General features: G+C 73.0%; 15 protein-coding genes and 1 pseudogene. 6 read left to right on the forward strand and 10 right to left on the reverse strand.

Features of this window, described 5'->3' with window-relative positions:
- Window positions 1-28: 28 nt before the first annotated feature.
- Complete coding sequence (locus ACRDTB_RS18985; RefSeq protein WP_431432033.1) at window positions 29-961, reverse strand: 2-hydroxyacid dehydrogenase; 933 nt, start codon at window positions 959-961, stop codon at window positions 29-31.
- Between the two features lie 43 nt (window positions 962-1004).
- Here ACRDTB_RS18985 and ACRDTB_RS18990 point away from each other — a divergent pair, with 43 nt between their 5' ends.
- Window positions 1005-2183 carry a PQQ-dependent sugar dehydrogenase gene (locus tag ACRDTB_RS18990; RefSeq protein ID WP_431432035.1) on the forward strand — a complete coding sequence of 393 codons (1179 nt, stop codon included), beginning with the start codon at window positions 1005-1007 and terminating at the stop codon, window positions 2181-2183.
- On the opposite strand, the gene ACRDTB_RS18995 is transcribed toward ACRDTB_RS18990, so the two are convergent.
- Window positions 2180-2914: an NAD(P)-dependent oxidoreductase gene (locus tag ACRDTB_RS18995; protein ID WP_431432036.1), complete on the reverse strand. Its 735-nt coding sequence runs from the start codon at window positions 2912-2914 to the stop codon at window positions 2180-2182. The genes ACRDTB_RS18990 and ACRDTB_RS18995 overlap by 4 nt on opposite strands.
- Window positions 2915-3249: 335 nt before the next feature.
- Here ACRDTB_RS18995 and ACRDTB_RS19000 point away from each other — a divergent pair, with 335 nt between their 5' ends.
- Complete coding sequence (locus ACRDTB_RS19000) at window positions 3250-3795, forward strand: hypothetical protein (RefSeq protein WP_431432038.1); 546 nt, start codon at window positions 3250-3252, stop codon at window positions 3793-3795.
- A 68-nt stretch (window positions 3796-3863) separates the two neighbouring features.
- On the opposite strand, the gene ACRDTB_RS19005 is transcribed toward ACRDTB_RS19000, so the two are convergent.
- From ACRDTB_RS19005 to gatC, 4 genes are all read right to left on the reverse strand, one after another.
- Window positions 3864-6833, reverse strand: a complete 2970-nt coding sequence (locus ACRDTB_RS19005) for a BTAD domain-containing putative transcriptional regulator (protein WP_431432039.1) — start codon at window positions 6831-6833, stop codon at window positions 3864-3866.
- 267 nt (window positions 6834-7100) lie between these two features.
- Window positions 7101-8603 carry an Asp-tRNA(Asn)/Glu-tRNA(Gln) amidotransferase subunit GatB gene (gene gatB, locus ACRDTB_RS19010; protein WP_431432041.1) on the reverse strand — a complete coding sequence of 501 codons (1503 nt, stop codon included), beginning with the start codon at window positions 8601-8603 and terminating at the stop codon, window positions 7101-7103.
- Window positions 8600-10117: an Asp-tRNA(Asn)/Glu-tRNA(Gln) amidotransferase subunit GatA gene (gatA, locus tag ACRDTB_RS19015; RefSeq protein ID WP_431432043.1), complete on the reverse strand. Its 1518-nt coding sequence runs from the start codon at window positions 10115-10117 to the stop codon at window positions 8600-8602. The genes gatB and gatA overlap by 4 nt, the downstream gene beginning before the upstream one ends.
- A gap of 157 nt (window positions 10118-10274) precedes the next feature.
- Entirely contained in the window at window positions 10275-10574 is a 300-nt protein-coding gene (gatC, locus tag ACRDTB_RS19020) for an Asp-tRNA(Asn)/Glu-tRNA(Gln) amidotransferase subunit GatC (RefSeq protein ID WP_431432044.1), read from the reverse strand.
- Between the two features lie 237 nt (window positions 10575-10811).
- Here gatC and ACRDTB_RS19025 point away from each other — a divergent pair, with 237 nt between their 5' ends.
- Entirely contained in the window at window positions 10812-11465 is a 654-nt protein-coding gene (locus ACRDTB_RS19025) for an amino acid-binding protein (RefSeq protein ID WP_431432047.1), read from the forward strand.
- A 2-nt stretch (window positions 11466-11467) separates the two neighbouring features.
- Window positions 11468-12028 carry an AAA family ATPase gene (locus ACRDTB_RS19030; RefSeq protein WP_431432049.1) on the forward strand — a complete coding sequence of 187 codons (561 nt, stop codon included), beginning with the start codon at window positions 11468-11470 and terminating at the stop codon, window positions 12026-12028.
- Here the strand turns inward: ACRDTB_RS19030 and ACRDTB_RS19035 are convergent.
- Window positions 11995-12801 (reverse strand): methyltransferase domain-containing protein, encoded by an 807-nt coding sequence (locus ACRDTB_RS19035; protein WP_431432051.1) that lies wholly within the window; start codon window positions 12799-12801, stop codon window positions 11995-11997. The genes ACRDTB_RS19030 and ACRDTB_RS19035 overlap by 34 nt on opposite strands.
- Before the next feature lie 29 nt (window positions 12802-12830).
- Here ACRDTB_RS19035 and ACRDTB_RS19040 point away from each other — a divergent pair, with 29 nt between their 5' ends.
- Window positions 12831-14351: a PLP-dependent aminotransferase family protein gene (locus ACRDTB_RS19040; RefSeq protein ID WP_431432053.1), complete on the forward strand. Its 1521-nt coding sequence runs from the start codon at window positions 12831-12833 to the stop codon at window positions 14349-14351.
- On the opposite strand, the gene ACRDTB_RS19045 is transcribed toward ACRDTB_RS19040, so the two are convergent.
- Genes ACRDTB_RS19045 through ACRDTB_RS19055 form a run of 3 tightly spaced genes read right to left on the reverse strand, consistent with a single transcriptional unit; the run spans window position 14330 to window position 17653 of the window.
- Window positions 14330-14827 (reverse strand): GNAT family N-acetyltransferase, encoded by a 498-nt coding sequence (locus tag ACRDTB_RS19045; protein ID WP_431432056.1) that lies wholly within the window; start codon window positions 14825-14827, stop codon window positions 14330-14332. The two genes, ACRDTB_RS19040 and ACRDTB_RS19045, sit on opposite strands and share 22 nt — an antisense overlap.
- Entirely contained in the window at window positions 14820-16979 is a 2160-nt protein-coding gene (gene ligA, locus ACRDTB_RS19050) for an NAD-dependent DNA ligase LigA (RefSeq protein ID WP_431432058.1), read from the reverse strand. Before ligA ends, ACRDTB_RS19045 begins: the two co-directional genes overlap by 8 nt.
- A gap of 32 nt (window positions 16980-17011) precedes the next feature.
- Complete coding sequence (locus tag ACRDTB_RS19055) at window positions 17012-17653, reverse strand: hypothetical protein (RefSeq protein WP_431432060.1); 642 nt, start codon at window positions 17651-17653, stop codon at window positions 17012-17014.
- Window positions 17654-17801: 148 nt separating this feature from the next.
- Here ACRDTB_RS19055 and ACRDTB_RS19060 point away from each other — a divergent pair.
- Window positions 17802-18018: pseudogene (locus tag ACRDTB_RS19060) on the forward strand (hypothetical protein); the annotation flags it as partial.

Raw genomic sequence — 18018 nt, forward strand, 5'->3', positions numbered from 1 at the left:
GGCTACTCCATTGGGAGGGCACGTCGCATCAATACGCTCCGTACACCAGGTTTTCCGGGTCCTTGCCGTTCGCGTACCGGGCCACCTCGGCGGTTACCACCGCGTACGCGCGGCGCCGGTAGTCGTGCACACTGCCCGCGACGTGCGGGGTCAGCAGCAGCCCGGGCGCTGTCCACAATGGATGGTCGGGTGGGAGCGGCTCGGGGTCGGTGACGTCGAGCGCGGCGCGCAGCCGGCCCGCCCGCAGCTCGGCGAGCAAGGCGTCGGTGTGCACGACCTTGCCGCGCGCGGCATTGACCAGGATCGCGCCGTCCGGCATGCGGGCGAGGAAGTCCGCGTCGACGAGACCGGTCGTCGCGTCGGTGAGCGGCACCATCAGCACGACGGCGTCGTGTGCGCCGAGCAGGGCCGGCAGCTCGTCGATACCGTGCACGCCCTCGCGGGCGGTCGTGCCGACGAGGGTGGCGGCCGCGTCGCAGGCCTCCAGGCGCCGGCGCATCCGCCGGCCCAGATCGCCCGCGCCGAGCACCAGGACCCGCTTGTCCTGCAACGTTTCCGTGGGCCGGCGCTGCCACTCGCGGGCCTGTCGCGCGTGCTCGAAGGGGATCAGCTCCCGGTAGACGGCGATCAGCGCGCCGAGCGCCCACTCCGCGGTGCTGCCGCCGTGCGCGCCGCGGGCCGTGGACAGCATGACGTGGTCCGGGACACGGCCGATCCAGGTCTCCGCGCCGGTGGTCATGAGCTGGATCAGCCGCAGGTTCGGCAGCCGGTTCACGTACGCGGCCGGGTCGACTTCGGCGAGAAAGCTGGGCACGAGCACCTCGGCCTCGTCGGCGCGCGCGGGGAGTGGCGCGTCCGGATCCTCCGCGGCGTAGGTGAGCGCCCGGACGCCGTCGATGCCGGCGAGCGCGGCGACCCCCTGCTCGTCGGGTACCAGCACGGTGATCGTCACACCAGCCACCCTCTCACGTGAGGTTCACGGTCCTGGACCTAGCTTGGAGGACATGGGAGTGCGGTGGCGGACGCTGGTGGCCGGTGTGACGGTCGGCGGTGCCCTGCTGACCGCGAGTTGTGCCACCTTCAGTGACCAGCCGGCGGAGTGGCATCCGCAGGACGAGCTGACGCCGCAGGCCGCACCCGACCCGGAGCTGCCCGGTGACGAGGGCGCCACCGGCGGGACGGCCGAGACCGAGCGACCCCGGCCGTCCGAGGTTCCGCCGCCGAACGGCTGCACGGACTACAACCCGGCGGTGATCGGCACCTGCATGTCGACGGTCGTGGCCGTGGCCGCGCTGCCCGGCGACGGCCAGGAGCCGGCCGCGCTGGTGGGCGAGCGAGACACCGGCCGCATCCTGCGGGTCAAGCAGGGCGTGGAGCCGCAGGTGGTGGCGACCGTGCCGGTCGACGCGCGGTCCGACGGCGGGCTGACCGGGCTGGCGCTCTCCCCCACGTACGCCGAGGACCAGCTGCTGTTCGCGTACGTCACGACGCCGACCGACAACCGCCTGGTGCGCATCGCGCCCGGTGACACGCCCAAGCCGGTGCTGACCGGGATCCCGCGGGGGCCGACCGGCAACAAAGGGACGCTCGGGCTCGACCACCGGGGCGCGCTGCTGCTCGCGACCGGTAATGCGGGCAATCCGGCGCTGGCCCGGAACCCGAACTCGTTGGCGGGCAAGGTGCTGCGCCTCGACGGGACCGGTCAGCCGGCGCCGGACAACCCGACCCCTGCGCGGATCGTCGCCAACGGCCTGTACTCGCCGGGCGGCGTGTGCGGCTCGATGGACGGCTCACGCCTGTGGGTCACCGACCAGACACCCAGCGGTGACCGGCTGTACGCGCTGCAGCTGGGCGAGCCGCTGGGCGCCCCGGCGTGGAGCTGGCCGGACAGGCCCGGGGTGGCGGGCTGCGCGTCCACGCCGGACGGCGTGTGGGTCGTGACCGAGCGGGCGGGGAACCTGCAGAACCTGCCGCTGGCCCAGGACGGCTCGTTCAGCGGCAAGCCCGAGGTCACGATGGCGGACGGCGAGGGCTTCGGGCGGATGTCCGGGTTCGACCTGATGAACGAGGGCCTGGCCGTGGCGGGCACGGTCAACAAGGACGGCGGCAAGCCGGTGTCGAGCGACGACCGCGCCGTCCTGATCACCGTCCTCCAAGGCGGAGGCGGCGGCGGCCCCGACTAGGACGTGTCCCCGGCAGGCTCGGGGGGTCGACCATCGCCGGCGTGGGTCAGCGCGCTGGGCGAGAGGCACCCGACGATCGCCGGCGCCTCGTGGATGAGCGTGTCGTCGGTGAGCGCCTCCACCATGAACAGGGCGAAGTCCACGCGCCGCGTCAGGTTGCTCGCGAGGACCGGGTCGCCGACGTGGCGGCTCCACACGGGCAGCCCCTGGCTCTCGCCCTCCTCGAGGTCGCTCCCGCGGACGACGGTCCACCGCCGGTCGCTGGCGAAGATCCGCCGGCACGCCTCCACCTGGTCGTCGAGCTCGACGACGCGCGCGAGGCGGGCCAGCCAGGTGACGATCCGGACGGTCGCCTTGAACGTCCAGGAGTACTGGTCCTGGCCGTCCCGGGTGATGTGCCAGCCGCACGAGAAGACCAGGCGCGCGTCGGGGTCGGCGTAGTCGAGCACCGCCTGCGCCGTACCCGACGAGTACTGCCGCACGCCCCAGGGAGCCAGCACGGTCAGCACGCCGTCGCATCCGGCGACCGCCTTCCGGATCACCTCTCGGTCGTTCGTGGGCCCGGGAACGATCGTGATCCGGTCCGCGAGCGCGGCGAGCTTTCCGACGCTGCGTTCGCGACACACGCCGACGACCTCGTAGCCGCGGTCGAGCGCGTGTCGAACCATGTACTGCCCGAGCTTGCCCGAGGCGCCGACGATGCAGACCTTCCGCGTCTGGTCCGTGCTCATGTCCGCTCCGCCTCTCGTGTCGCCGGTCGAACTTACGGCGTAAGGCACTCTATTCTTACAACGTAAGTCCGTCAAGCGGCGGCGGGCGCGGGTGGCGAGACCCGCGTTGGACTCGCGGGTCCGGGGCGTTGGACTCGCGGGTCTGGAACGTTCGACTCGCGGGTCCGGAACGTTGGACTCGCGGGTCCGGGGCGTTGGACTCGCGGGGTGGGGTTCTGTGTGTGTTCCGTGTGGACGGGTTTTCTAGCGTGCCTGCCTGGTGACCGCGCGGACCGAGGGTGCCGCGCCTCGCGGGTCATCCCCATCCGGCAAGTCAGTCAAGGAGAAGCACGCACGTGTCCGCATACCCCGTGACGCCCGAGAGATCGGCGGCCCGTCGCCCCGGCACGCTCACCGCCGCCATCGTCGTCACAGTGCTCACCGCGATCGTCTCGATCGTCAACGGCATCATGATCGCCACCGGCGGCAGCGACCTCATCAAGGACATCCTGGTCGACTCGGGGCTGCCCGCCGAGGCGCTGACCGACGAGAACCTCGAGTCCGCCGTGGTCCTCGCCGGCTACGCGTCGCTCGACGACTTCGAGTCCACCTTCGCCATGCGCGGCTACCTCGCGCTGGCCGCGGGCGCCGCACTCCTCGTGTTCGCCCTGCTGATACGCCGGGCCGCCACCTGGGCCCGCGTCCTGCTCACCACGTTCGCGCTGCTCACCATGGCGTTCGCCGGGGTCATCGTCGCCGACGAGACCACGACGAGCATGGCCATGCTCTCGTTCGTCACCCTGCTCGGCGCGGTGCTCTCGATCATCTTCACCTGGCTGCCGGCCAACGGCCGCCACGCCAAGGCGGCCGCACCAGGCCGCCACGCCGAGGCGACCGCGTAGGGGACGGTCGCCTTGTCGGGGAAGGCCGGGTGCCGGGCGCGTGGGGAGCGCGTCCGGCACACGTTCGTTCACGGGACCGTCAGGTTGAGCAGCAGGCCGATGAGCGTCGTGGTGCTCGCGTCGCGCGGATCGGTGAGGCGGTCTGCCTCCTCCCGCGCCGCCGTCGCGGCCGTCCGCTCGCCGGTCGCCTCGTACGCGGCCGCCAGCAGCCGCAGGGTGACCGTCATCGACGCCTGGCTGCCCATCTCGTGGTAGGCGGCGAGGCAGCGCCGCAGCTCGGGAACCGCCTCCGCGGCCCGGCCGGTCCCGACCAGGCTCGCCGCGATCGCCCGCGAGCACGACAGCTCCCGCGGCCGCTCGTTGATCTCCTCGGCGATCCGCCTGCCCTCGGCGAACGCCTCGACCGCGTCCGCCCGACGGCACTGCCCGGCGTGGATCGCGCCGAGCGTGCGCAGCGAGCGGGCCAGCGACGAGCGCGCGGTGGTGCCGCGCAGCAACGACACCGAGTCGCCCGCGGCGACCGCCGCCCGGTCCAGCTCGCCGGTCAGCGCGAGGCTCCACGCGAGATTCTGCAACGCCAGCGCGACCGTCCGCGGCTCGCCGACGCGCCGCGCGACCGCCAGCGCCTCGGTGTCGATCAGCACCGACTCCTTCGGCCGACCGAGCCGGTTCAACGCCGCCGAACGCGTCCGCAGCACCGACAGCGTGGCGAAGTCGTCCTCGCCGTCCACCGCGGCCCGGTCGGCCAGCCGTAACGCCTCCTCCGGCTCGCCCAGCCCGGTCAGGCAGTCCGCGAGGTTGGTCAGGACCCACCCGCCGGTGCGGCGATCGTCCAGGCGGGCCAACCGGTCCGCGCACCAGCGGTACTTCGCGACGGCCTCGGCGTACCGGCCGCGGACGTGCAGCAGCCGGGCGAGCACGGCCTCGGCCCGGGCCTCGACGAGCTCGTTGCCGTCCGCGCGGGCGGCGGTGACCAGCGCGTCGGCACAGCAGCGCAGGTCGGCGTAGTAGCCGTGCAGCCACAGGTACGCGGCGAACCGGTCGAACAGGTCCGCGGCGAGCACATACTGGCCGTCGCGGAACTCGTCGACCCGGCACAGCCGGCCGATGCCGGCGACGAGCGCGGGCCGCTCGGTCGCGAACCACGCCTCGGGGTCGGCGAGCAGCCGGCGCCGGGTCTCGCCCGGGATCGGCGGGGCCGGCACGTCCTCGTCCGGCTCGGGCAGCGGCGTGACGCGCGGCAGCCGCCGGACGAGCTGGTCGGTCAGCGTGTAGCTCGCGTGGACCAGCCGCGTGCCGGCGACCTCGCGCTCGGGCAGGCCGGCGAGCCCGTGCGCCAGCTCGGTGGCGTACGCGCGGACGATGTCGTGCATGACGAACCGGGGCTCGCCGCAGGCGTCCACGCCCGCGGGCTGCAGCATGCTGGACTCGACCAGCTCCTCGACCGCGGCCTCGCCCTCGGGCCCGTCGAGCAGCACGGCCAGCGCCCAGGCCGGGTGGTTGCCGACGTCGACCATGCCGAGCAGCCGGAACAGGTACCGAGCGGGCTCGCTCAACGCCTCGTAGCTCAGCGCCAGACCGGGCCGGACCTGCAGGTCGCTCACGGTCAGCTCGTCGAGCCGGCGCCGCTCGTCGGCCAGCCGGTCGGCAAGCTCGCCCAGGCGCAGCTGCGGGCGCAGCGACAGCCGGGTGGCGGCGATCCGCAGCGCGAGCGGCAGGTTCCCGCAGGCGGCGGCGATCCGCCCGGCGCCAGCCGGGTCCCCGCCGACCCGCGCGCCGGCGACCCGCTCCAGCAGCTCCGCGGCCTCGGCGTCGGTGAACGGCGGGACGGTCACGCGGTGGGCGCCGGCGAGCCCGGACAGCCTCCGGCGGCTGGTGACGAGCACGGCGCTGCTGCTCGTGCCCGGGAGCAGGTCGCGGATCTGCGTGGGGCTCGCCGCGTCGTCGAGGACCAGCAGGACCGTGCGGTCGGCGAGGCGGCTGCGCAGGACGGCGGCCCTGGCGTGCACGTCGTCGGGGATGGCCGGGCCCGTGACGCCGAGCGTCCGGAGCAGGTCCGCGAGCACGTCGCCGACCTCGCGCGGGTCGGTGGCTCCCGCGAGGTGGGCGTAGAGCTGGCCGTCGGGGAAGGCGTCGCGGACACGGTGCGCCACGCGGACGGCGAGCATGCTCTTGCCGACCCCGGGCTCACCGCTGAGCACGACGACGGGTGTGCGCCGCCGCGCGAGCGTGGCGGTCAGCTCGTCGACGAGCTCGCGGCGTCCGGAGAAGTCGAGGACCTCGGCGGGAAGCTGGCGGATCGGCCAGGCCGGGGGCTCGTCCTCGCCCCGCAGGATGGCGACGTGGACCTCGCGGAGCTCTGGGCCCGGCTCGACGCCGGTCTCGTCGATCAGCGTCGCGCGGGTGTCGCGGTAGACGGCGAGGGCCTCGACCTGGCGGCCGGAGCGCCACAGGGCGGTCATGAGCAGGCCCACGAGCCGCTCGCGCAACGGGTGCTCGGCGACGGCGGCCAACAGCTCGCCGATCAGGTCGGCGTGGTGGCCGGCGGCGAGCTCGGCCTCGACCCAGTCCTCGAAGACGGCGAACCGCTCCGCCTCCAGCCTCGCCACCTCGGCGTCGAGCGGCGGCACGGTCAGGTCGGCGAGCGGCTGGTCCCGCCACTGGGCGAGCGCGCGACGCAGATGGGTGGCGGCGGCGCGGGGATCGCGGGTGGCCCGGCCCTTCGCGGCCTCCCGGCGGAAGACGAGCAGGTCGAGGTCGTCGTCGTCGACGCGGAGGCGGTAGCCGCTGCCGGTGTTGTCGATGGGCCCGAGCCGCTTGCGGAGCCGGGAGACGTAGGTGTGCAGGTTGGAGGCGTAGGACTTGGGCGGGACGTCGGGCCAGAGCGCGTCGACGAGGCGGTCGGTGGGAACCTGCTTGTTGGCGTGGAAGAGCAGCATGGCGAGCAGCGACCGCTGCCGGTCACCGCGCAGCCGCAACCCCCGACCGTCGTGACCGGTGATCTGCAGGGGCCCTAGTACGGCGTACTTCGCTGTCATCGCGCCGCGCATCGTAACCGCGCGGTCCGACAATCCCGCCCCACCCCGCGAGTCCAACGTTCGCGACCCGCGAGTCCAACGTTCCGGACCCGCGAGTCCAACGTTCGCGACCCGCGAGTCCAACGTTCGCGACCCGCGAGTCCAACTTTCGCGGCGCCCGCAACCGCGGACTCGCGGGTCCGCAGCGTTGGACTCGCGGGTCTGCAGTGTTGGACTCGCGCGTCCCCAGTGTTGGACTCGCGCGTCCCCAGTGTTGGACTCGCGGGGTCAGGTGCAGCGTTCGAGGATCAGCTCGCGGACGCGTTTGGCGTCGGCCTGGCCCTTGGTGGCCTTCATGACCGCGCCGACGATCGCGCCCGCGGCCTGGACCTTGCCGCCGCGGATCTTCTCCGCCACGTCCGGCTGCGCGGCCAGGGCCTCGTCGACCGCCGCGTACAGGGCCGAGTCGTCCGAGACCACGGCCAGGCCGCGCACGGCCACGACCTCGTCCGGCTCGCCCTCGCCGGCCAGCACGCCGTCGACGACGTCACGGGCCAGCTTGTTCGTCAGCTTCCCCTCGGCGACCAGGGCCGCCACCCGCGCCACCTGCGCCGGGGAGATCGGCAGCTCCCCCAGCTCGACGCCGCGCGAGTTCGCCTCCTGGGACAGGTAGTTGACCCACCACGCGCGTGCCTGGTCCGGCGTCGCCCCCGCGTCCACTGTGGACGTGACGAGGTCGATGGCGCCCGTGTTGACCAGGTCGCGCAGCTCCAGGTCCGATAGCCGCCACTCCGCCTGGATCCGCTTCCGCCGCTGCCACGGCAGCTCCGGCAGCGTCGCGCGCAGCTTCTCCACCCACTCCGCGGACGGCGCGATCGGCACCAGGTCCGGCTCCGGGAAGTACCGGTAGTCCTCCGAGGTCTCCTTGCGCCGGCCGGCCGACGTGGTCCCGGTGGCCTCGTCGAAGTGCCGGGTCTCCTGCAGGATCGCCCCGCCGCCGGCGAGCACCGCGGCCTGCCGCGTCATCTCGTAGCGCACCGCGCGCTCGACGCTGCGCAAGGAGTTGACGTTCTTCGTCTCCGTCCGGGTGCCGAACTCCGCCGTACCGCGCGGCATCAGCGACACGTTCGCGTCACAGCGCAGCGAGCCCTGGTCCATCCGCACGTCCGACACGTCCAGCGCGCGCAGCAGGTCCCGCAGCGCGGTCACGTACGCACGGGCCACCTCCGGCGCGCGGGCACCCGTGCCGGTGATCGGCTTCGTGACGATCTCGATCAGCGGCACCCCCGCCCGGTTGTAGTCCAGCAGCGAGTGCTCGGCGCCGTGGATGCGTCCCGTCGCGCCGCCGACGTGCAGCGACTTGCCGGTGTCCTCCTCCATGTGGGCCCGCTCGATGCCCACCTCGACCACGGTGCCGTCGTCCAGCGTGATCGCGAACGAGCCGCCGAACGCGATCGGCTCGTCGTACTGGGACGTCTGGAAGTTCTTCGGCATGTCCGGGTAGAAGTAGTTCTTGCGCGCGAACCGGCACCACTCGGCGATGTCGCAGTTCAGCGCGAGCCCGATGCGAATCGCCGACTCGACCGCCTTGCCGTTGACCACCGGCAGCGAGCCGGGCAGGCCTAGGCAGGTCGGGCACACCTGGGTGTTCGGCTCCGCGCCGAACGCGGTCAGGCAGCCACAGAACATCTTCGTGCCGGTGTTCAGCTCGACGTGCACCTCGAGCCCGAGCACCGGGTCGAAGCGCTCGACGACCTCGTCGTAGTCCAGCACGTCCGCGGTGACAGTCATCGGGCGACCTCCAGCTGCGGAACCCGGTTGATCAGTGGGCCGCCCTGGGCGGCGTCGCGGGCGGCCTCGAACGCGGCGGCCACGCGGTACATGCGCTGCTCCTGCAGTGCCGGGGCCATGACCTGCAGGCCGACCGGCATACCATCCTCTTCGGACAGTCCACAAGGGATACTCAGTGCGGGGGTGCCGGCCAGGTTGGCCGGGATCGTGCACAGGTCCGCGCGGTACATGGCCACCGGGTCGTCGACGCGCTCGCCGATGCGGAACGCGGTCGTCGGCGTGGTCGGCGAGACGAGCACGTCGAGGTCGGCGAACGCGGCCTCGAAGTCGCGCGTGATCAGCGTGCGGACCTTCTGCGCCTGGCCGTAGTAGGCGTCGTAGTAGCCGGACGACAGGGCGTAGGTGCCGATCATGATGCGGCGCTTGACCTCCGCGCCGAACCCGGCCTCCCGGGTGAGCGCCATGACCTGCTCGGCGCTGTTCCCGTTGTCGTCGCCGACCCGCAGCCCGTAGCGCATCGCGTCGAACCGGGCCAGGTTCGACGAGCACTCGCTCGGCGCGATCAGGTAGTACGCCGGCAGCCCGTAGTCGAAGTGCGGGCAGGAGACCTCCACGATCTCGGCGCCGAGCCCACGCAACGTCTCGACCGCCTGCTGGAACGACCGGGTCACGCCGTCCTGGTACCACTCGCCGGCGAACTCGCGGACCACGCCGACCCGCACGCCCGACAGGTCACCGTCCGCACCCGCGCGCGCGGCCGCGACCACCGGCGGCACGGGCGCGTCGATGGACGTCGAGTCCATCGGGTCGTACCCGCCGATGACCTCGTGCAGCAGCGCCGCGTCGAGCACGGTCCGCGCGCACGGCCCGCCCTGGTCGAGCGAGGAGGAGAACGCGACGAGCCCGTAGCGCGACACGCCGCCGTAGGTCGGCTTGACGCCGACGGTGCCGGTGACCGATGCGGGCTGGCGGATCGAGCCGCCGGTGTCGGTGCCGATGGCGAGCGGCGCCTCGAACGCGGCGAGCGAGGCGGACGAGCCGCCGCCCGAGCCGCCCGGGATCCGGTCGAGGTCCCACGGGTTGCGGGTCGGCCCGTACGCGGAGTTCTCGGTGGAGGAGCCCATCGCGAACTCGTCCATGTTCGTCTTGCCCAGCACCACGATCCCGGCCTCGCGCAGCCTGCGGGTGACCGTCGCGTCATAGGGCGGGACCCAGCCTTCGAGGATCTTGGAGCCGCAGGTGGTCGGGATGCCCGCGGTGGTGAAGACGTCCTTGAGCGCGAGCGGCACGCCGGCGAGCGGCGAGGCGACGGGACGGCCCGCGGCCACGTCCTCGTCGACCCGGCGGGCGGCGGCGAGCGCGCCCTCGGCGTCGACGTACAGGAACGCGTGCACGGTCGCGTCGATGGCGGCGATCCGGTCCAGGTGCGCCTGGGTGACCTCGACGGAGGAGACCTCGCCCGAGTGGATCCGGGCGGCCAGCTCGGCCGCGGTCATACGGGTCTGCTCGGTCATGACTGGTCCGCCTCCCCCGAATTAGATGTTGTGGTCACGTCGGTAGAGGGACGATCCTGTTTGGTCACGTACTTGTGGCTGGCTTGCGTCACGTTCCCCTGAGGTGCGGTTGGGAAGCCCGCGGCCCGGTTTGGCCTCGAGGTCGACACAAGGAGGGTCATGCTTCCTCCCCCAGGATGCGCGGCACGCGGAAGCGGCCATCCTCGACGGCCGGCGCGCCGGCCAGCGCCTGCGCCTGCGTGAGACCCGGGCGGGGGAGGTCGTCGCGGAAGACGTTGCGCAGCGGCACGGCGTGCGAGGTCGGCGGGATGTCGTCGGCCGCGACCTCGCCGACCCGGGCCACCGACTGGAGGATCACGTCCAGCTGGCCGGCGAACGTGTCCAGTTCGTCCTCGGTGACGGCTAGCCTGGCCAGGCGAGCGAGGTGGGCTACCTCGTCGCGCGAGATGTTGGGCACTGGACGTACTCCCTGGGCTGGCGTCTCGTTAACTAGGGGTCGGTCGGAGTCTATTTCCAGCGCCGTACACGGCCCGAACGGGTTATCGAGGTGGCAAGCTGGTCACAGGCTCGTCGATCCCGTGGTGCGGACGCCTGGTGTGGCGGCATGCTGGCGTCTGCGACAATCGTCGGCCGGCATGAGATCGACACCGGCAGTGACGCGGGGTCACCACCGAAGTAGCAGGAGGCGTTCGCCTTGTCCTTCCTGATCCGAGTGCAGCTACCGGACCGCCCGGGTGCGCTCGGCGCGGTGGCGACGGCGCTCGGCCACATCGGTGCCGACATCCTGAGCGTGGACGTCGTGGAGCGGACCGGCGGCGTGGCGATCGACGACCTGGTGGTGGAGCTGCCGAAGGGCAGGCTGCCGGACGTGCTGATCACCGCCGCCGAGTCGGTGACCGACGTCGAGGTCGACGCGGTGCGGCCATACGCGGGCGTGCTGGACACGCACCGGGAGCTCGAGCTGGTGGAGGAGGTCGCCGCACAGCCCGACGAGGGCCTGACGATCTTCACCGAGGGCGTGCCGCGCATCATTCGCGCGGGGTGGGCCCTGGTCGTCGGCCCGGCCGAGGGTGGCGCGGAGACGCTGACCGCGAGCACCGCGGCGCCGCAGCTGCGCACCCTGGACCTGCCGTGGCTGCCGCTGGCGCGGGCGACCGTGCTGGACGGCGAGGAGGCGTGGGTGCCGGAGACCTGGCGGGAGCTGGGCACGGAGCTCGCCGCCACTCCCCTGGGCAAGCCGGACCGGGTGCTGCTCGTGGGGCGACCGGGCGGACCGATGTTCCGGGCCGCCGAGGTGGCACGGCTCGCGCACCTGGCGGGGATCGTCGCGGTCGTGCTGTCGGGCTGAGGATGATCCTCTGGCTCGATGGAGCGTTCGGAGCCGGCAAGACCACCCTGGCCGAGGAGCTGCACCGCCGGGTGCCGGACGCGCTGCCGTTCGATCCCGAGTACATCGGTTTCCTGTTGCGTGCGTGGGCGCCCGCGCCGGAGGGCGGGGACTTCCAGGACATGCCGCTGTGGCGCAGGCTCACCGCCGAGTTCGCCGTCGGCCTGCACCGCGAGTACGGGCGGCCCGTCATCACACCGATGACGCTCGTCGACACCGGCCACCGCGACGAGATCTTCGGGCTCATCGCCGCGGCGGGCGTGTCCCTCCGGCACGTGTTCCTCGACGTGCCGGCCGACGAGCTGCGCCGCCGCATCGACGCTCAGGTCCTCGACCCGGACGACCCGCGGGCCGACGCCGACGCGCGCGCCTTCCGGCTGCGCAACGTCGAGCGTTGCGTGGCCGCCCGCGCCGCGCTGCCGCCGGACACCCTCGTCCTACGGGCGGACCGGCACGGGCCCGGACAGCTCGCGGACCAGGTGCTCGCCACCTACTTCCGCGCCGTGCCCTTGAAGAACGTGTAGTGGAAGGTGCCGCCGTCCTCGGCGGTGCGGTGCAGTGCGTCGATTCCCCGCCGCCACTCGGTTTCGGTGACCAGGCCGGCGGCGAGCGCCTCCGCGCGGACGCCGGCGACCATGGCGATGAACGTGTTGCGCGTGAAGCCCGCCACGAGATCGGGCCTGGTGCGGTCGGCGTACACGGTGCACGGTCGGGTCGTGACGTCGCGGTAGCCGGCCGCGGTCAGCAGCGGCTCGACCCGGCGGCCGAGCAGCCCGTCGCCGCCGCCCGACCGTTGCAGCGTCACGAGGCAGTCGATCACGGTCCGCGCGGCGGGGCTGTCCGGGTGGAAGAACGCCGAGCCGTGGTCGCCCTCGATGACGGTGATCGTGCCACCGGGCGCCAGCACCCGGCGCAGGCCCTCGAGCGCCCGGACCGGCTCGCGCAGGTGCTCGAGGACGAAGCACACGAAGAGGTGGTCGAACTCACCGTCGGCGAAGGGCAGGTCGAACAGGTCGGCGCGGAGCCACTCCACCGGGGCGGCGACCCGCGCGCGGGCCGTCGCGAGCGACTCGGGCGACCGGTCGATGGCGACGATCTGCGCGCCGGGGCTCGAAGCGACGAGGTGGGCGGTCTGCGCGCCGATCCCGCAGCCGACCTCCAGGACGCGGCTGCCCGCCGGGTAGGCGGTGCCGGCGTGGAGCAGGCTCGCGAGCGTGTCGGCCTGGTCGCCGAGGCGGCGGGTCTCGTGGGGTCCGTATCCGTGCACGTACGCCGTGGGACTGTCGATCGCGGTCACGCCGTTGACTGTGCCGGCACAATGGTCCGGTGAACAGGTCCAAATCGGAGATAACCGAGAGGTCCATAACCGGAGCGGACTTCCTGCAGCTCTCGATCGCGAACGCGCCCGCGGGTGGCCGGTCGGCGTGGCTGGCGGACCGCCTCCGCTCGGCAATCTCCGACGGCCGCCTGCCGATCGGTAGCCGGCTGCCCGCGTCCCGGGTCCTGGCCGCGGAGTTACGGGTCTCGCGCGGCGTGGTGACGGAGGCCTACCAGCGGCTGGTGGAGGACGGGCACGTCGTGGGCCGGGGCCGTGGCGGGACGATCGTGGTGGCCGCGCCGGTCACCTCGCCCGCCTCCGCCGAGCCGGGTTCGCCGTCCACCGAGCCGACGGCGGCGCCGACCACGGACCCGACCGCGGGCCCGAACGCGGGGCCGTTCGCCGGGCCGCCGGGGCTGGACGTCTTCGACGCGCTGCGCGAGGCGCCGGCACGGGTCGACCTGACGCCGGGCGTGCCCGACCTCGCGGCGTTCCCGCGGGCGGCGTGGTTGCGGGCGGAGCGGACCGTGCTCGGTTCGCTGTCCGCGTCCGACCTCGGCTACGGCGACCCACGGGGAACGTCGTCGCTGCGACAGGCGGTGGCGAACTGGCTCGCGCGCAACCGCGGGATCCGTGCGGACCCGGGCGAGGTCGTGATCGTGGCGGGGGTGTCGCAGGCGCTCGGGCTGCTGGCACAGGTGCTGGGGCTGCCGGCGATCGCGGTCGAGGATCCCGGTTCGCTCGGTACCCGCCAGCACCTGCGGAACTGGGGCGTGGCCACGCCACCGGTGTCGGTGGACTCCCACGGCCTGCGGGTGTCGGCGTTGACCGCGCCGGCCGTGCTCGTGACGCCGGCCCACCAGTTCCCGACCGGCGTGGTGCTCTCCGGCGAGCGCCGCCGCGAGCTGCTCGACTGGGCGTCGTCCGGCGGCGTGATCATCGAGGACGACTACGACGCGGAGCACCGGTACGACCGCCCGCCCGTCCCAGCACTGCGCTCGATGGTGTCGACGCGGGTGTGCTACGCGGGCAGCGTGTCGAAGCTGCTCGCGCCGGCGCTGCGGATCGGGTGGCTGCTGGTGCCACCGCGTCATCACGCGGATGTCGTTGCGGCCAAACGGAATGCGGACCTGGGCAACGGTGTGCTGGCGCAGTTCGTCCTGGCGCACCTGATGGAGTCGGGGGCGCTGGAGCAGCAGCTGCGGTACCTCCGGCCGCGGCATCGCCGGCGCCGGGACGCGATGATCGCCGCGATCCGTGCCTCGCTGCCGGGAGCCTCCGTGCACGGGGCGGCCGCGGGGCTACACCTGACGGTGACCTTTCCGGGGTCGTTCTCGGACGTCGCGCTGGCGGGAGCGGTGCTGGAGCGAGGGGTCAAGGTGCAGCCGCTGTCGTGGCACCGGCAGCGCGACGGGGCGCCCGGGCTGGTGCTCGGGTACGCGGCCCGGACATCGTCCGAGATCGCCGACGCCGTCTCGGCCATCGGTTCGGTCCTGGGCGACTTCGGTCAGCCAAGGTCCAGGCGGTAGGTCACCAGCTCGGTGCCCGACGACGGGCTCCAGTCCTTGTCGGGAGTCCGGCGGAAGCCCAGGCGTTCGTAGATCCGGTGCGCGGTCGTCATCTCCGTCGAGCTGCTCAGCACCACGCCGGTCAGGCCCAGCTCCGCCGCGCGTTCCAGGACCGCCCGCGTCAGGGCCTCACCGACGCCACGGCCTCGCGCCGCCGCCCCGACCGCCAGCATGCGGAACTCCAGGTCCCACGGCCCGGCCACCTGCGCCCACGGCGACGTCGGCGGCGCCATCGTCACCGTGCCCAGGACCGTGTCGGGCTCGTCGACCGCCACCCAGACCTCCGCCTCCCGGGCGCGCAGCGCGGCGTCCGCCAGTTTGAGCGCATACGGGCTGTCGGCCTCCAGGTAGCCGCTGGCCCGGTAAGCCTCGACCGTCAACGTGCCGACCTCGGCCAGCTCCGGCTCACGTGCCCGGCGGATCGTCACCTCACTCATCGGCGTCGGGGTCCGATGCCGACGTGTCGTCGCCGATCGTCGCCACCTTGGTGGCCTCGTCGGGCCCCTCGGCCAGCAGCACCCGGAAGCCGTCCTCGTCCAGGACCGGGACCTTCAGCTGCACGGCCTTGTCGTACTTCGACCCCGGCGAGTCGCCCACCACCACGAACGACGTCTTCTTCGACACCGAGCCGACCGCCTTGCCGCCGCGGGCCAGGATCGCCTCCTTGGCCTCGTCGCGCGAGAACGTCGGCAGGCTGCCGGTGACCACAATGGACAGACCGTCGAGGTTGCGGGGGATGGACGCGTCGCGCTCCTCCTCCATGCGCACCCCGGCACGCTGCCACTTCGTCACGATCTCGCGCCGCCAGTCCGTCGCGAACCACTCCCTGATGGCCGTCACGATGGTCGGGCCCACGCCCTCGGCCGCCGCCAGCTCCTCCTCCGGGGTCGACATGATCCGCGGGAGGGAGCCGAACTCCTGCGCCAGCGCCCGCGCCGCCGTCGGCCCGACGTGGCGGATCGACAACGCGACCAGGACCTTCCACAGTGGACGCCGCTTCACCACCTCCAGGTTCGCCAGGAGCTTCTGGCCGTTGGCCGACAGCGTGCCTGCCTTGGTGCGGAACAGCTCCACCTCCAGCAGCCGCGACTCGTCGAGGTCGAACAGGTCACCCTCGTCGCCGAGGACACCCGAGTCGATCAGCGCGGCCGCCGCCTCGTAGCCCAGCACCTCGATGTCCAGCGCCGACCGGCCGGCGATGTAGGTCAGCCGCTCCTTGCGCTGCCCGGGGCACGACCGCGCATTGGGGCACCGGATGTCGGCGTCGCCCTCCTTCTCGTACGCCAGCGTCGTGCCGCACGACGGGCAGGTCGTGGGCATCCGGAACTCGCGCTCGGAACCGTCGCGCGCGTCCGCGACCGGGCCGAGCACCTCCGGGATCACGTCGCCCGCCTTGCGGATCACCACGCGGTCGCCGATCAGCACGCCCTTGCGCTCGACCTCGCCGGCGTTGTGGAGCGTGGCCAGCGACACCGTCGAGCCGGCCACCTTCACCGGCTCCATCACCGCGAACGGCGTGACCCGCCCGGTGCGGCCCACGTTGACCTGGATGTCCAGCAGCGTGGTCGTGGCCTCCTCCGGGGCGTACTTGTACGCGATAGCCCAGCGCGGCGCGCGCGACGTGGACCCCATCCGGCGCTGCTTGGCCACCTCGTCGACCTTGACCACGATGCCGTCGATCTCGTGCTCGACGTCGTGGCGGTGCGCGCCCCAGTAGTCGAGGTGCGCGAACAGCTCCTCGCGCGAGGAGACGACCTTGGTGTGCGGCGACACCGGCAGCCCCCACGCCGCGAGCGCTCGGTACGCCTCCGACTGCCGCGCCGGCTCGAAGCCGTCCCGCCTGCCCAGCCCGTGGCAGATCAGCCTGAGCTTGCGGCTGGCCGTGACCTTGGGGTCCTTCTGCCGCAACGAGCCCGCCGCGGTGTTGCGCGGGTTGGCGAACGCGGGCTTGCCGGCCTCGACGAGGCGGGCGTTGAGCTCCTCGAAGTCCGCGAGCCGGAAGTAGACCTCGCCGCGGACCTCGACCAGCTTCGGTACCGGGAACTCGTCGCTGGCGCTCAGCTGGTGTGGCACCCCGTCGAGCGTGCGCACGTTCAGCGTGACGTCCTCGCCCGTGCGCCCGTCGCCACGGGTCAGCCCGCGGGTCAGTCGGCCCTGCTCGTACAGCAGGTTGATCGCGAGCCCGTCGATCTTGAGCTCGCACAGGTACGACGTGGTGCCGAGCTCCTTCTCCACCCGGTCGACCCACGCGCCGAGCTCGTCGGCGTCGAAGGTGTTGTCCAGGCTGAGCATCCGCTCCAGGTGGTCCACGGCCGCGAACTCGGTGGAGAAGGTGCCGCCGACGTGCTGGCTCGGCGACTCGGGCGTGACCAGCCCCGGATGCTTCTCCTCCAGCGCGAGCAACTCGTGCCACAGCGCGTCGAACTCGCCGTCGGAGATCGTCGGCGAGTCGAGGACGTAGTAGCGGAAACGGTGGCCGTTGATCTCCTCGGCCAGCGCGCCGTGCCGCGCCCGGACCGCCGCCGGCACGTCCTCGACGCCCTCGGCCCGCACTGTCACGTCGCCGTCCGCACTGTCCGCACTGGTCACGATCGCAGACTAGTGCGCGCCACCGACGGTTTTCAGCCCGCCAGGTCCCGCACGAGCGTGCGCAGCTCGAGCAGTCCGATCGTGTCCGCGGGCTCCGCCTCGGCCGTCTCCACCCGGCGCAGCCGCTCGGCCGCGAGCCGCTCCCCCAGCGCCGCGTCGAGCGGCAGGTAGGTCATCGCCGAGCGGGCCGCCTCGTCCAGCGACGCCATCACCGGGTGGTGCACGGCCACGTCGACGACGCCCGCGGCCTCGTCGACCTGCGCCACGACCCGTACCTCCGCCAGCGAGATGCGGTGCGGGCCGAGGTTGACGGTCACGAGGGTCGGGTCGGGCACCGCCGGCACCGAGTCGTGGTACTCCCAGATCGTGTCCTCCGGTGGCGCGGCCCGCTGCCACGCGTCGGTGAACGGGCGCAGCCGCGGGTCCTCCTGGCCGGTGACGACGAGCGCGTAGATCGCCCGCTGGCCACGCTCGATCGAGAAGTGCAGGTCCGGGTGCAGGCCGGCGACGAGCTCGCAGAGCTGGTTCTCCACGCGGCCCGGCTCCCGGTCGCCGAGCGCGGCGGCGACCTCGGGCAGCAGCTCCTGCCAGCCGCACCAGAACCGCTCGGCGAGCGTGCGCGGGTCGGGCCGCTCCGGGACGGGGTCCCGGTCGCGCCGGCGGAACCACCTCATGACCGGCCCAGCCCTCCCGCAGCTCGTACGTGCCACCCACATGCTAGGGGTGCTGTGCGATGCGGAGGGTCCGGTGCCGACCTTCGCTCCGGGTTGTGTGTTACGCACTGGCGCGGCGTCACGATTCCTCCACCGACGGGAGGACTCGATGCCGCACTGGACCGCGTGGATCTACGGCCCGATGATCATCGTGGCGATCGCCTTCGTGCTGACCCGGTACGTGTTCCCTGCCGTGATCCGCGGAGACGGCGAACACGGGGCCGCGCCGCCCACCGGGACACGGCTGGCGCCGCCGCCCACCGGGACACGGCTGGCGCCGCCGCCCACCGGGACACGGCTGGCGCCGCCGCCCACCGGGACACGGC

It is taken from the genome of Actinophytocola sp., assembly GCF_050699935.1.
In the GTDB taxonomy this organism is placed as follows: Bacteria; Actinomycetota; Actinomycetes; order Mycobacteriales; family Pseudonocardiaceae; genus Actinophytocola.

What these genes read in the sequence shown, in the direction of transcription:
- gatB (WP_431432041.1), bottom strand. Translation starts at nt 8,603, where the DNA reads ATGACTGTCACCGCGGACGTGCTGGACTACGACGAGGTCGTCGAGCGC.
- ACRDTB_RS18990 (WP_431432035.1), top strand. Translation starts at nt 1,005, where the DNA reads ATGGGAGTGCGGTGGCGGACGCTGGTGGCCGGTGTGACGGTCGGCGGT.
- gatA (WP_431432043.1), bottom strand. Translation starts at nt 10,117, where the DNA reads ATGACCGAGCAGACCCGTATGACCGCGGCCGAGCTGGCCGCCCGGATC.
- ACRDTB_RS19030 (WP_431432049.1), top strand. Translation starts at nt 11,468, where the DNA reads ATGATCCTCTGGCTCGATGGAGCGTTCGGAGCCGGCAAGACCACCCTG.
- ACRDTB_RS19055 (WP_431432060.1), bottom strand. Translation starts at nt 17,653, where the DNA reads ATGAGGTGGTTCCGCCGGCGCGACCGGGACCCCGTCCCGGAGCGGCCC.
- ACRDTB_RS19005 (WP_431432039.1), bottom strand. Translation starts at nt 6,833, where the DNA reads ATGACAGCGAAGTACGCCGTACTAGGGCCCCTGCAGATCACCGGTCAC.
- ACRDTB_RS18995 (WP_431432036.1), bottom strand. Translation starts at nt 2,914, where the DNA reads ATGAGCACGGACCAGACGCGGAAGGTCTGCATCGTCGGCGCCTCGGGC.
- ACRDTB_RS19045 (WP_431432056.1), bottom strand. Translation starts at nt 14,827, where the DNA reads ATGAGTGAGGTGACGATCCGCCGGGCACGTGAGCCGGAGCTGGCCGAG.